Source organism: Cellvibrio sp. OA-2007, from assembly GCF_000953825.1.
Taxonomy (GTDB): Bacteria; Pseudomonadota; Gammaproteobacteria; order Pseudomonadales; family Cellvibrionaceae; genus Cellvibrio.
In genome coordinates this window covers 48,513-62,008 of record NZ_BBUL01000096.1, presented here as the reverse complement: position 1 = coordinate 62,008, position 13,496 = coordinate 48,513, and the positions used below count along the sequence as shown (strand labels likewise).

Below are 13,496 nucleotides of genomic sequence, written 5' to 3'. Positions count from 1 at the left end.
TTTAACGTGAAACCGCCAAGTGTTGGTTTCCCTGTGTTAACAAAAGACTGTAGGAATTGAAGATATGTCAGCTAAAGATGTGAAATTTGGTGATAACGCACGTCAACGTATGTTGGTTGGTGTCAATGTGTTGGCCGATGCGGTTAAAGCGACTCTCGGCCCAAAAGGTCGTAACGTGGTTTTGGAGAAGTCATTCGGCGCTCCAACCGTGACTAAAGACGGTGTGTCTGTTGCGAAAGAAATTAACCTGAAAGACAAGTTCGAAAACATGGGCGCACAAATGTTGAAAGAAGTTGCTTCACGCGCTTCTGACGACGCCGGTGATGGCACCACTACTGCAACCGTGTTGGCGCAAGCTATCGTTAACGAGGGTTTGAAGTCTGTTGCTGCAGGCATGAACCCAATGGACTTGAAGCGTGGTATCGATAAAGCGATTGGTGCTGCTGTTGCGCACGTTAAATCTATTGCGCAGCCTTGTGTTGATAGCAAATCCATTTCGCAAGTGGGCAGCATCTCTGCCAACAGCGACACCTCGGTCGGCGCTTTGATTGCAGAGGCGATGGACAAAGTAGGTAAAGAAGGCGTGATCACCGTTGAAGAAGGCACCAGCCTCGACAACGAGTTGGACGTAGTAGAAGGTATGCAGTTTGACCGCGGTTACCTGTCTCCATACTTCATCAATAATCAAGACAACATGAGTGTTGAGCACGACCACCCGTATATTTTGTTGGTCGACAAAAAAATCTCTAACATTCGCGAATTGCTGCCGGTGTTGGAAGGCGTTGCCAAATCAGGCAAGCCGTTGGTAATCGTTGCAGAAGACGTGGAAGGCGAAGCCTTGGCTACGTTGGTAGTGAACAATATTCGTGGCATCGTAAAAGTAGCTGCGGTTAAAGCACCTGGCTTTGGCGATCGTCGCAAGGCAATGTTGCAAGATATCGCCGTATTGACTGGCGGAACTGTGATCTCTGAAGAAGTTGGCTTGGATTTGGAAAGCGCTACTTTGGAGCACTTGGGTACTGCAAAACGCGTCACCATGAACAAAGACAACACCACTATCGTTGATGGTGCTGGCAACGCAGAAGAAATCAAATCACGCGTACAACAAATTCGTGTGCAGATCGAAGAAACCTCTTCTGATTACGACCGCGAAAAACTGCAAGAGCGCGTAGCCAAATTGGCTGGCGGTGTTGCGGTAATCAAAGTGGGCGCTGCCACTGAAATGGAAATGAAAGAGAAGAAAGCACGCGTTGAAGATGCTCTGCATGCTACCCGTGCAGCAGTAGAAGAAGGCGTGGTGCCCGGCGGTGGTACTGCTTTGTTGCGCGCCGTTGCGGCAATCAAAGACCTGAAAGGTGACAACGAAGATCAAAACGCCGGTATCGCCATTGCACGCCGTGCAATGGAAGCACCGTTGCGTCAAATCGTTGCCAACGCAGGTGATGAGCCATCAGTTGTTGCTGACCAAGTGAAAAAAGGCACTGGCAACTACGGCTATAACGCTGCGACCGGTGTTTACGGCGACATGATCGAAATGGGTATTCTCGATCCAGCTAAAGTAACCCGTTCTGCGCTGCAGGCTGCAGGTTCTATCGCTGGTTTGATGATTACCACCGAAGCAATGGTTGCCGACATGCCAGAAGATAAACCATCTGCACCTGATATGGGCGGCATGGGTGGTATGGGTGGCATGGGCGGTATGATGTAAGCCGAACCACTCGATAATTACGGCCCCTAGTGGGCCGTAATTGTTTTTGCTGATGCGTACAATAATGTTAGCGATAGCGAATTTTTAATAAGCGCAAATTCATTTAATTGTTATGATTCGCTGGCGGATTTTGACAAAGATTGAATCTATACAAGCGTGAACTATCTATACAACCGTGAATTAGGAGAAACATCATGGCTTTTGAATTACCAGCACTGCCTTATGCAATTGACGCTTTGGCTCCTCATATTTCGCAAGAAACTCTGGAATTTCACCACGGCAAACACCACAAAACTTATGTTGATAAGTTGAACGGTCTGGTTCCTGGTACCGAATTTGAAGGTAAATCGTTGGAAGAAGTGATCAAAACTTCTTCTGGCGGTGTGTTCAACAATGCTGCTCAAATCTGGAACCACACTTTCTACTGGCACTGCCTGAGCCCTAACGGTGGCGGCGCAGCGACTGGTGCAGTTGCAGAAGCAATCAACAAAGCATTCGGTTCATTCGACAAGTTCAAAGAAGAGTTCACCGCATCTGCTATCAACAATTTCGGTTCAAGCTGGACCTGGTTGGTGAAAAAAGCCGATGGTTCTGTTGCCATAGTTAACACCAGCAATGCTGCAACTCCGTTGACCGACGCATCTGTTACTCCCATCCTGACTGTGGATTTGTGGGAGCACGCTTATTACATCGATTACCGCAATGCGCGCCCAACTTACATGAACGCTTTCTGGGCGTTGGTAAACTGGGAATTTGTGAACGCAAATTTCGCAAAATAATCAGGGCGCCGCTTATTGGTGAACTTGCATTAAAAAAACGGGCATCGCGCCCGTTTTTTTATGGCGCAAAATAAAATATTGCTGTCATCCCATACTGCTGAACTATGTTTGTACTGGTCGCTGCTATAAAATGCGCGCACACTAAACGTCCATTTGATCCATCGTCTTAACCGCTAAGGTATTTGTTGTTATGGAACGCAGAGAACCCACATTATCGACTGGCGGAATATCTGAGCCAGCGGAATCCACAAGTCGTCGTCAGCAGCCACCAGCGCGCGACCACGATGATGATTTGCCGCCAGCGCGCCCCGCGCGAAAGCCCACTCCGCAAGCAACACCTGCGTATGCGCCAGCTGCCCCGTCTAGCAGTTTGCCAGCTATAGCGTTGGTGATTGCATTGGTTGCTGCTGGGGGAGCAAGCTTTTTGGGGTGGCAATTGTTTCAAGCGCAGGCGATGTTGCAGCAGGCTGATGTCCGTATCAAAGGCTTGGAGCAGCAGCTGAGTTTGACCTCGGAAGAGTCCAGTGCCTCGGTAGTCACCTTGCAATCCAATTTGAAAAAAATGGATGCTGAAGTGCGTCGTATTACGGCGTTGATTGAAACCAACCGCAAAGCGATTGCGGCAAATACCGAAAAAACGACCGCAGTTGCGCGCGATGCAGCTAATGCCCAAAAAGTGGGTGCTGAGGCTCGCACTCTGGCCTCTTCGCTCAAACAAGAAGTGGCTGCCAATAAAGCAGTTGCTGATGCTGCTGCAGCAAAAATTGATGGCATGAGCACCAGTGTTAGTCAGCAATCCCAGAATGTACAAAATCTAAAAGAAGAGTTGGCCAAGATGCAGCTAGAAATGACTGCACTGGATAGTTTGGCCGCGCGCTTGCGTACCAATGAAGAGGCCATCGCGGCGATTGATGCTTTCCGTCGTGGCACTAATCGAGAACTTTTGCAAATCAAACAACAACTGGGTACAGCACCCAAATAGTTGGTTCGATGCTAGCGTTATCCAGTAATGAACAAAAAGAGGAGCTGAGTGATAAATCGGCTCCTCTTTTTTTATGCTTTTGTATTACAGCCTTGTCAGACCTATATGCAGGATGCCTAAAACTATCCAGTTTGATGGTGTAGAATTGGCACCACTTTTCCCCCTCCCACTTTACGACCTAACAATCGAGAAGTTAATTATGCCAACCGTGATTCGCCAACAAGATTTGATCGACAGCGTCGCCGATGCGCTGCAATTTATTTCCTATTACCACCCCGTTGATTTCATTCAGGCCATTCATCAAGCCTACGAGCGCGAGCAGAACAAGGCCGCTAAAGATGCGATGGCGCAGATTCTGATCAATTCGCGCATGTGTGCCATGGGGCGTCGCCCGATTTGCCAAGACACTGGCATTGTCACCGTTTTTGTAACCGTGGGTATGGATGTGCAGTGGGATGCGCAAATGAGCCTCACTGATATGGTCAATGAAGGTGTACGCCGCGCCTATATGAACCCCGATAACGTCTTGCGTGCGTCGATCCTCGCTGACCCGGACGGTGCGCGTAAAAACACCGGTGATAACACCCCCGCCGTGATCCACTACAACATCGTTCCCGGCAATACTGTTGACGTACATGTAGCGGCTAAAGGCGGCGGATCTGAAGCAAAAACTAAATTTGCGATGCTGAACCCATCTGATTCAGTAGTCGATTGGGTATTAAAAGTTGTACCAGAGATGGGCGCTGGCTGGTGTCCCCCGGGCATGCTCGGTATTGGCATCGGCGGCACCGCAGAAAAAGCCATGCTGCTCGCCAAAGAAGCCTTGCTCGATCCGGTTGATATTCAAGAGCTGCAAGCGCGCGGTCCAAATGATCGCTACGAAGAATTGCGTATCGAGCTATACGATAAAATCAATCGCTTGGGTATTGGTGCGCAGGGTCTGGGTGGTTTGACCACCGTAGTGGATGTCAAAATCAAAGACTACCCCACCCATGCGGCGAACAAAGCTATTGCCATCATCCCCAACTGCGCGGCAACTCGCCATGCACATTTTGTGCTGGATGGTTCTGGCGCATCATTCCAAACGCCACCTGCCTTGGAAGATTACCCTGAGATTAGTTGGGATGTAGGTGACAGTGTTCGCCGTGTAAACCTCGACACCTTAAAACCAGAAGATGTATTGGATTGGAAAACCGGTGAAACCGTATTGCTGTCAGGCAAAATGCTCACCGGTCGCGATGCCGCGCATAAAAAGATGATTGATATGCTCGCCAAAGGCGAAGAGTTGCCAGTGAGCATGAAAGGCCGCTTCATTTATTACGTTGGCCCGGTTGACCCAATCCGCGATGAAGTGGTTGGCCCGGCTGGCCCAACCACTGCAACACGCATGGATAAATTCACCCGCACCATGCTGGAGCAAACCGGTCTGCTTGGGATGATCGGTAAATCCGAACGCGGCCCGGCTGCAATTGAAGCGATTCGCGATAATAAATCTGTGTATTTGATGGCCGTCGGTGGAGCAGCTTATTTGGTTGCACAGGCAATTAAATCTGCCAAGGTATTGGGCTTCCCGGAATTGGGAATGGAAGCGATTTATGAATTTGACGTCAAAGATATGCCTGTTACCGTCGCGGTAGATTCGCGTGGCGAGTCCGTGCACACCACCGGCCCGCAAATCTGGAAAGCAAAAATAGAAGAGGGTGTCGTGCAGGTGCAATAAATATTTGGCGTTTAATATTGCATTGTTTTATGCGCAATAAAAAACCGGCTGCTAACAACAGTCGGTTTTTTATTGTCAGAAAAATATAAAAATTGGAAATAAGAAAAAAGTTTATAAGTTGTTTTGTTTTAAATTTAATTGTCTTGCATCAATTGTTGCGCCGCTTTTCCATAATAAGTTGAATAAAATCATTGCCTGCGAAGCAAACTAAAATAAACCTGCTACTTTTACAAAAAGCTTGTTTAAATGCTGAGTGCTCTTCTATCTGTGCACATACAAGCTAAATGGGTTCGCTATGGAGTTAATGGAGTTGGATGCTTTATGCAGTTGAAACCACTGTGGCTTCTCGTGCTGGCTTTTTGTGCAGGTTCGATATTAGGAGTGTATGTACATCCAATTGTTGGCGTGATGTTGGTGTCTGCATTACTCGCCTATAGTCTTTATTCCTCTACAAATCCAGTGCGGGAAGCAGGTGCTACCCGGCCTGCGACGTCATTGTCGGTTGCTGTTGTTTCTTCGATAACAAAGAGCTCGCTTAGCCAAACCAGCGCGATCATGACCGAGGTCGTGCATGAGAGCATGGAGAATTTAACTGCGCAAATTGGCATTCAAACTGATGCCGTGGGAACGCTGACATTGGCGTTTGAAAAAATTGAAGCCCTGTTGCAACAGCAGCAACAGGGAATGCAGCAATTACTCTATGAGACTGACGCGAGTGAAACTAATGAGAGTATCTCGCAACGAATGAGCTCATTTGCAGAAAATACTTATAACTTACTAAATAAATTTGTCGACACCACTGTAAACATGAGTGCTTCTTCTGTAGAGCTGGCGGAGAAGGTCGGTGCTATTGCCAGTCAAATGCCAGAAGTGCTCAAAGCCTTGAAAGATATAGATCAAATAGCCGCGCAAACTAATTTACTTGCGCTTAACGCTGCGATAGAAGCTGCGCGTGCCGGTGAGGCTGGGCGAGGCTTTGCCGTAGTGGCTGATGAAGTGCGGGCGCTGTCGAATCGCTCGGCGGGTTTTAGTTTAGAAATTCAGCAGCGTTTAAAAGATATCGCGGCTGCAATTGACGATTTGACCAAATCAGTAGATGAAGTTGCCTCACAGGATATGACATATGTGTTAAAGGCAAAAGCAGAAATGCAGCGTGTCAGTGATAAATTAATAAATAAAGCGGACAGAAATCAGCGCATTAATCAGGAGATGGAAGCCTTGGTTGGAGATTTGGTTGAAGCACTTCACAATGCGATGCGCGCTATGCAATTTGAAGATATGTCCACTCAAAATATGCGTCACATTATTCGGCGCCTGGAAGAGTTAGTGCCTATCGCTTCTTCCCTAGAGGATGCGGTAGAAGATTTTTCCTGCCTCAATAATGAATTGGAAAAGTATAAAGCATCATCTTACCGTCAAAAAAATAATCCTGTGTCGGCGAGCTCAGTCGAGAGTGGATCGGTTGATTTTTTCTAAATGATGGAGAAAAGAATGTCGGGTTCAACTGTAATAAAGATGCCAAAACGATTTGACTATTCTTCCAGTGCTACCTTTAACCGGGATGTGCTGTCAGCTTTGGAGTGTGCGGGTACTGTGACATTGGATTGCGCCGAGATGGAGTATATCGATAGTGCAGGAATAGGCCTGTTAGTAATGTCGCAAAAAAAAGCCCAGTCCAGAGAATCAAAGATTGTAATGACAAATCTTCTATCCGCGCCTAAAGAAATTTTACAGCTAGCAAATTTACAAAAAATAATTGAAATGAGCTAGTGAATGCCGCCATGAACGATTTCTCATTTGGTCCAGCATATTCAATCTTGGTTGTGGATGATGATGAATACCTAAATGAGTTGATGTGTCAATTTTTGCGTAGTAAAGGATTTGTTACTCATTCTATATGCAGTTATTTGAAATCGTTTGAGTTGCTAAAAACAAATTCCACGTTTGATTTAATTGTGTTGGACTATCAGCTGGGAGATGGTACCGGGTTAGAGTTTTTAGCTGATCTGGATTTTAATAATAAAATTAATAAGCCTCCTGTGATAATGATTAGTTCAAATCAGGATTCTGTATTGCTTGAAAATTGTTTTGCGAAAGGTGTTACAGACTATTTGATCAAGCCGGTTAATCTTTCGCTGCTTGCATTGAAAGCGAGTGCATTAATAAATACTGTCGCAATGCAAAAAATAATTGCGCTGCAAACGGCGGAGCTGGAGCGATTTAAGTCTGAGGCGGAGCGTGAAGAATCCATTGCAAAAGCTACTTACGAATATCTATTGCAGCAAAATAGTCAGGTGGTGGATGGCGTCACTGCATGGTTACAGCCGTCCGCTTCATTTAGCGGTGATATTGCCTTAACTAAAATCTCTCCTTCCGGCGATTTCTATTTCTTATTGGCTGATGCAACGGGTCATGGGTTGTCTGCAGCTATTACCTTAATGCCAATGGTATCAATTTTTAGCAGTATGGTAGACAAAAATTTTAACCTTAACTCAATAGTCACTGAGATCAATAAAAAATTAATCCATGACACGCCTGGTGATCGCTTTGTTGCGGCGGTAATAGTTCACTGGCGTCGTGAACAAAATGAAATTGATGTGTGGAATGGCGGTATGCCTCCAGTGTATTGGATGCATAAAGGAAAATTACTGCATCAATTTGATTCGCAACACATGGCGTTGGGTATTTTAGAAGAGGGAATGTTTGATGCCAGTGTTGTTAGTTGTCCTGCGCAAAGTCTTGGGCTAATTGTTGCTTATAGTGATGGTTTAATTGAAGAAACAAATGAAGATGGAGTTTCATTTTCAATTGATCGAGTCGCCAATATCGCGCTGACTAATCCTGCAGAAATATTGGCATCACTCGTTGTGGCGTTGGAGCAATACACTGGGCGTAAAAAATACCGCGATGATATTTCCATTTGCATTCTGGATATGGCTCGTATTTTGGCTGGACATACATCGGGTAATTCTGTTAGCTAAAACGAGCTTGTGAATAGTTATTAATGGTGAAACAAGAGGTTGATGGTATGAGTAAGCAAGTGTTAATTGTGGACGATTCGGTATCTGTCCGGCAGATGGTGGAGGCAACCCTTAAGTCTGCTGGGTATGCGGTTACTGCTGCAAAAGATGGTTTGGAAGCTTTTAATTTTTGCAAAACCAAAAGTTACGATTTTATTTTGACTGATCAAAATATGCCAAACATGGACGGTCTAACCTTTATTAAATCAGCGCGTGCGTTGCCCGCTCATGTGCGTACGCCAATTGTCATGCTGACAACAGAGGCAAGTGATGCGATGAAGGCACAAGGACGAGCAGCAGGTGCAACGGGATGGATGGTTAAACCATTTGATCCGGCGAAGTTATTAGAGATTGCCAAAAAAGTAATGGGCTAGTGCAAGGTGTTATTGGCGCCACTGAGTAACTGTGGCTAGTGCAGAAAGATGGATTTGAAGGGTTTGTGCTATGTCGTCTATTGACATGAAGCAGTTTCACGCTGTTTTTTTTGAGGAGAGCCAAGAGCACCTTGAAGAAATGGAACAGCATTTGTTGGAGGTTGATCTACAGCATCCCGATGCTGAATTACTCAACAGTATCTTCCGCGCCGCGCATTCTATTAAAGGTGGGAGTGGTATTTTTGGCTTCGATGCGCTGGCGAGTGTTACTCATATCATGGAGAGTTTGCTTGATAAAATTCGCCAAGGAAAACTGCCAGTAACAGCAGAATATATTGATTTATTTCTATCCTCTGTCGATCAATTGAAAGCCATACTGCATTGCTACCGAGTGGGTTCCGATCTGGATTGGGCTGGTGTTCATACAATAACTAAAAAATTAGAGCTGGTTACCGCAGGGCAAAATTCGCAGCCTGAAGAAACAGATGGAAGCTATGGTTTTTTCACTGAGGTGGAGGCGGTTACACAAAGTGAAGATTATGGCTTTTTTGATACAGAAGTAGATGATGGTTTTGGTTTTTTTGATGAGGTCGTACCTGCGGAGTCCATTGGTGCCGCCCCAGCGAGTGCTGTCAACTCAGATTTGCATAATTTTATTGATGATCTGTTACCCGGTGATTCAAATGCGCAATCGCCTGTTGAAACACCACTGATCCCTGTTTCTGCCAAGAGTAATGAGGCTGCCAGTGAAAATAAAATAAAATCTAAAGCAAGCGAAGCCATTAGCGTTGAAAGCTCATCCATTCGCGTTGATGTTGCCAAGGTCGATCAGTTGATTAATCTGGTCGGAGAAATTGTTATAACGCAATCCATGATGAATTTACTAGGAAAAAGTTTTGATGGCGCCTTGGGTGAAAAATTTCAAGCAGTAGCGAATGAATTGGAACGTAATACCCGTGAAATACAAGAGGCAGTAATGTCCATCCGCATGCTACCTGTTTCGTTTGTGTTTAATCGTTTTCCTCGGGTTGTGCGTGATTTATCGGCAAAGCTAGGAAAAAAAATAGATCTAATTATAGAGGGCGGTGAAACCGAATTAGACAAAGGGCTTACCGAAAAACTAGTTGATCCTCTAACTCATTTAGTACGCAACTCCATTGATCACGGTATTGAACCTGCAGATGTGCGTCAAGCCTGTGGAAAAAATCCAACAGGAACCGTCACGCTTAAAGCTGCACAACAAGGCGGCAGTATTGTAATTAGTATTAGCGATGACGGCGGAGGTCTTAGTCGCGAACGAATTTTGAGAAAAGCCCGCGAAAAATCTATTCCAATCAGTGATAACCCGTCTGATGCCGAAGTGTGGCAATTAATTTTTGCACCTGGCTTCTCTACGGCAGATCAAGTAACAGATGTGTCTGGGCGTGGTGTAGGCATGGATGTCGTGCGCCGGAATGTGCAGGCATTGGGTGGGCGAATTGACATTGAATCGGAGGCGGGAAAGGGATCGGTAATTACTATTCGTTTGCCGCTGACATTAGCAATCGTTGATGGTATGTGCGTCTCTGTAGGTGATCAAACGTTCATTATTCCTCTGGTAAATATTGTGGAATCAATGCAGCCGAAGGAATGCGAAATAAAAACCTTGGCCGGAGATGATCAACTGTTATTGGTGCGAGATGAATATTGGCCCATTTTACCTTTGTATAAAGCGATGCAGTTGGAACCACAATTTACCGAGGCGCATAAAGGAATTGCGGTATTAATTGAAGCGAACAAACATCATTTTGCGTTGTTTGTTGACGCACTGGTGGGGCAGCAACAAGTTGTTATTAAAAGTTTGGAGCATCACTACAAGCGAGTACAGGGAGTAGCAGGTGCAACCATTATGGGAGATGGCAGCGTGGCATTGATTCTTGATGTTGAATCGCTTGCGGCCAAGACTCCTGAAATTCCATTGTCCCTGGCAAGTTAGTCATTACAGTAGAGGTGCATGATGATTGAGCCCGCAGGCGTGCTGCAAGATAACCAGGAGTTTTTAACATTTACGCTAGGTGAAGAAAATTATGCTTTGGATATTTTGACGGTAAAAGAAATTAGAGGTTATGAGCGGCCGACTAAAATTGCGAATGCACCGCCGTTTATTAAGGGCGTCATTAATTTGCGCGGTGATATTGTGCCGATTGTCGATTTACGAATTAAATTTTCAGTAGGGCAAGCTACCTATGATGAATTTACTATCGTAATAGTTCTGCATATACACAATCGTATCGTCGGCATGGTGGTGGACGGTGTATCAGATGTTGTGAGCTTGGCTAAAGAGCAGTTGCGCCCGCCGCCTGATTTTGGTGTTGCATTTAATAGTCGCTATCTATTAGGACTTGCGACTATAAATGAACAGATGATTATTTTGGTTGATATTAATGAATTGATATCGAGCGATGAGCTTGGTCTATTTGATAAGCCGTCAGAAGCTGATGCTAGCGTATAAGGAGAAGTGTAAATGAATCTAAGTAATTTATTTAATGCAAGTGCCGCTAAAAAAATGATTAAAGTAGATGCGCTTGAGTATGACGGTATGCGCGGACAACTTGCGGCAATCAATCGAGTACAAGCTGTTATTGAATTTAACCTGGATGGCAGAATCCTCGATGCCAATCAAAATTTTCTAGATGTGATGGGGTATAGACTTGATGAAATTAAAGGTAAACACCACAGCATTTTTGTAGACCCTGTCTATCGTGCGAGTTCTGAATATCGTTCATTTTGGGAGAAGTTGGGGCGAGGTGACTTTGAGGCTGGTCAGTATAAACGGATTGGAAATGGCGGCAAGGAAGTCTGGATTCAGGCTAGTTATAACCCTATTTTAGATGGCGAAGGTCGGCCATTTAAGGTGGTAAAATATGCAACTGATATTACTGAAGATGCAATTAAAAAACTTAAATCTGCAAGTGCGCTGCAGCAAATTGTGGGCGCGTTGGATTCAACCTCATCGAACGTGATGGTGGCTGATCCTGAGCGTAATATCGTCTATATGAATAAAGCAGTTGAAAAAATGCTGCGTTTAGTCGAGCCGGACTTACGGAAAGCTTTGCCGCACTTTTCGGTAGATAAAGTAATGGGTAGTAACATAGATATTTTCCATCGAAACCCATCCCATCAAATGCAGCTGTTATCCAATCTGCGCGATACCTATACCAGTCAGATTACGGTGGCAGGTATAGTCTTTCGTTTGATCGTCAATCCAATTTTTTCAGAATCTGGCGAACGTTTGGGGACGGTGGTTGAGTGGGTTGATCGCACCAAAGAAGTGGCTACAGAACATGAAATGAGCCGAATTTTGGGAGCGCTAGAAACGACTACAACAAATGTGATGATTGCTGATCCTGAGCGAAAAATTATCTACATGAACCAGTCGGTTGAAAAAATGTTACGCGTAGCAGAAGCTGATATTCGTACAGTGCTGCCGCATTTTTCGGTAGATAAAATTGTTGGCAGTAATATGGATATATTCCATAAAAACCCCGCGCATCAAATGAAGTTGCTGGAGAATCTCACGACTACTTATACTTCTAATATCGTGGTGGGTAAACGTCATTTTCGCTTGGTCGCAAATCCTATTTTCTCCAAAGATGGAACTCGTTTAGGGTCGGTTGTTGAGTGGCTGGATAGAACTGCGGAAGTTGCTGTGGAGACCGAAGTCAATAATATTGTTAATTCTGCCGCAGCGGGTAATTTTAGCGAGCGTATTCGCACCGAAGGTAAGAGCGGATTTTTCCTGAGTTTGGCTGAAGGTTTGAATACATTGGTGGCGACTGCGGAAAGAGGCTTGAACGATGTTGCTCGCGTATTGGGTGCTGTAGCTAAAGGTGATCTTACTGAACGAATTGATGTTGAGTATACCGGTACGTTTGGCGATCTAAAAAATTATTGCAATGAAACTACAGAAAATCTCACCAAAATGCTTAGCGATATTCGCAGTGCTGCAGATATGATTTTTACAGCATCAAGTGAAATTGCACAAGGCAATGCGGATCTCTCAAGCCGTACCGAACAGCAGGCGGCAAATCTTGAAGAGACCGCATCTTCAATGGAGGAGTTGACCTCTACGGTGAAGCTTAATGCTGATAATGCAAAACAAGCCAATGTGTTGGCTGAACAGGCGTCGACGGTCGCAATTGACGGCGGTGCCTTAATTCAGCAAGTGGTGACGACTATGAATGCCATTAATGAATCGGCCAGAAAAATATCCGACATTATTGGTGTCATTGATGGCATTGCCTTCCAGACGAATATTCTTGCACTTAATGCTGCTGTAGAGGCGGCTCGTGCCGGTGATCAGGGGCGCGGTTTTGCTGTAGTAGCTTCCGAGGTGCGCACCTTGGCACAGCGCTCAGCAAATGCGGCAAAAGATATTAAATCGTTAATTTCTGATTCGGTGCAAAAAATTGATAATGGCAATAGCCTGGTAGGAAAATCTGGCGACACCATGAAAGAAATTGTGAGTGCTATCAAGCGAGTCAACGATATTATGGCGGAAATTGCCGCTGCTTCCGCTGAGCAGTCCACCGGAATTGAGGAGGTGTCCACTGCAGTCTCGCAAATGGATGAGATGACTCAGCAAAATGCCGCGTTGGTTGAAGAGGCAGCAGCAGCAGCGGAAAGTTTACAGTCGCAAGCTGATGAACTAAATCGTAATGTTGAGCAATTTCGATTAGATGAGCGAAGCGATCAATTGGGTGCGGCAAATGGTTTAACTGTATCCAGAAGAAATACTCAAAAAATTGTTAAACCGGCACAGAAACTGGTCACACCTAAAGTAAAAGTCAATAAAAAGTTAACCCCCCCCAGCAGTTCAGCTGAAGATGAATGGGAACAATTTTAAGTAATGTAGATACCTCACAAACCAGTGG

The 13,496-nt window shown here is 45.3% G+C and carries 11 protein-coding genes; all 11 read left to right on the top strand.

The window, feature by feature from the left end; translation table 11 throughout:
* Positions 1-64 precede the first annotated feature (64 nt).
* The 11 genes from groL to AWU77_RS17025 all read left to right on the top strand — a co-directional run bounded on the left by groL (position 65) and on the right by AWU77_RS17025 (position 13,468).
* A complete protein-coding gene (gene groL / locus AWU77_RS17075) occupies positions 65-1,708 on the top strand; it encodes a chaperonin GroEL (RefSeq protein ID WP_062066212.1) in 1,644 nt (547 codons plus the stop codon).
* 194 nt (positions 1,709-1,902) lie between these two features.
* Entirely contained in the window at positions 1,903-2,487 is a 585-nt protein-coding gene (locus tag AWU77_RS17070; RefSeq protein ID WP_062066209.1) for a Fe-Mn family superoxide dismutase, read from the top strand.
* A 190-nt stretch (positions 2,488-2,677) separates the two neighbouring features.
* Complete coding sequence (locus tag AWU77_RS17065; protein WP_062066205.1) at positions 2,678-3,469, top strand: hypothetical protein; 792 nt, start codon at positions 2,678-2,680, stop codon at positions 3,467-3,469.
* A 199-nt stretch (positions 3,470-3,668) separates the two neighbouring features.
* Positions 3,669-5,189 carry a fumarate hydratase gene (locus tag AWU77_RS17060; RefSeq protein ID WP_062066200.1) on the top strand — a complete coding sequence of 507 codons (1,521 nt, stop codon included), beginning with the start codon at positions 3,669-3,671 and terminating at the stop codon, positions 5,187-5,189.
* A 246-nt stretch (positions 5,190-5,435) separates the two neighbouring features.
* Positions 5,436-6,665, top strand: a complete 1,230-nt coding sequence (locus AWU77_RS17055; RefSeq protein ID WP_084618525.1) for a methyl-accepting chemotaxis protein — start codon at positions 5,436-5,438, stop codon at positions 6,663-6,665.
* Positions 6,666-6,680: 15 nt separating this feature from the next.
* The gene (locus tag AWU77_RS17050; RefSeq protein WP_062066193.1) at positions 6,681-6,959 is read left to right on the top strand and encodes an STAS domain-containing protein; all 279 of its coding nucleotides are present in this window, start codon (positions 6,681-6,683) and stop codon (positions 6,957-6,959) included.
* Positions 6,960-6,970: 11 nt separating this feature from the next.
* Positions 6,971-8,170 carry a fused response regulator/phosphatase gene (locus AWU77_RS17045; RefSeq protein ID WP_152625392.1) on the top strand — a complete coding sequence of 400 codons (1,200 nt, stop codon included), beginning with the start codon at positions 6,971-6,973 and terminating at the stop codon, positions 8,168-8,170.
* 47 nt (positions 8,171-8,217) lie between these two features.
* Positions 8,218-8,583, top strand: coding sequence for a response regulator (locus AWU77_RS17040; RefSeq protein ID WP_062066854.1), 366 nt, complete (start codon positions 8,218-8,220; stop codon positions 8,581-8,583).
* A 70-nt stretch (positions 8,584-8,653) separates the two neighbouring features.
* The gene (locus AWU77_RS17035; RefSeq protein ID WP_062066185.1) at positions 8,654-10,558 is read left to right on the top strand and encodes a chemotaxis protein CheA; all 1,905 of its coding nucleotides are present in this window, start codon (positions 8,654-8,656) and stop codon (positions 10,556-10,558) included.
* Positions 10,559-10,576: 18 nt separating this feature from the next.
* Positions 10,577-11,074, top strand: a complete 498-nt coding sequence (locus AWU77_RS17030) for a chemotaxis protein CheW (RefSeq protein ID WP_062066182.1) — start codon at positions 10,577-10,579, stop codon at positions 11,072-11,074.
* Between the two features lie 12 nt (positions 11,075-11,086).
* Complete coding sequence (locus AWU77_RS17025; protein WP_062066179.1) at positions 11,087-13,468, top strand: methyl-accepting chemotaxis protein; 2,382 nt, start codon at positions 11,087-11,089, stop codon at positions 13,466-13,468.
* Positions 13,469-13,496: the final 28 nt, after the last annotated feature.

What these genes read in the sequence shown, in the direction of transcription:
- AWU77_RS17070 (WP_062066209.1), top strand. Translation starts at nt 1,903, where the DNA reads ATGGCTTTTGAATTACCAGCACTGCCTTATGCAATTGACGCTTTGGCT.
- AWU77_RS17065 (WP_062066205.1), top strand. Translation starts at nt 2,678, where the DNA reads ATGGAACGCAGAGAACCCACATTATCGACTGGCGGAATATCTGAGCCA.
- AWU77_RS17035 (WP_062066185.1), top strand. Translation starts at nt 8,654, where the DNA reads ATGTCGTCTATTGACATGAAGCAGTTTCACGCTGTTTTTTTTGAGGAG.
- AWU77_RS17060 (WP_062066200.1), top strand. Translation starts at nt 3,669, where the DNA reads ATGCCAACCGTGATTCGCCAACAAGATTTGATCGACAGCGTCGCCGAT.
- AWU77_RS17025 (WP_062066179.1), top strand. Translation starts at nt 11,087, where the DNA reads ATGAATCTAAGTAATTTATTTAATGCAAGTGCCGCTAAAAAAATGATT.
- groL (WP_062066212.1), top strand. Translation starts at nt 65, where the DNA reads ATGTCAGCTAAAGATGTGAAATTTGGTGATAACGCACGTCAACGTATG.
- AWU77_RS17055 (WP_084618525.1), top strand. Translation starts at nt 5,436, where the DNA reads ATGCTGAGTGCTCTTCTATCTGTGCACATACAAGCTAAATGGGTTCGC.
- AWU77_RS17040 (WP_062066854.1), top strand. Translation starts at nt 8,218, where the DNA reads ATGAGTAAGCAAGTGTTAATTGTGGACGATTCGGTATCTGTCCGGCAG.
- AWU77_RS17050 (WP_062066193.1), top strand. Translation starts at nt 6,681, where the DNA reads ATGTCGGGTTCAACTGTAATAAAGATGCCAAAACGATTTGACTATTCT.
- AWU77_RS17045 (WP_152625392.1), top strand. Translation starts at nt 6,971, where the DNA reads ATGAACGATTTCTCATTTGGTCCAGCATATTCAATCTTGGTTGTGGAT.
- AWU77_RS17030 (WP_062066182.1), top strand. Translation starts at nt 10,577, where the DNA reads ATGATGATTGAGCCCGCAGGCGTGCTGCAAGATAACCAGGAGTTTTTA.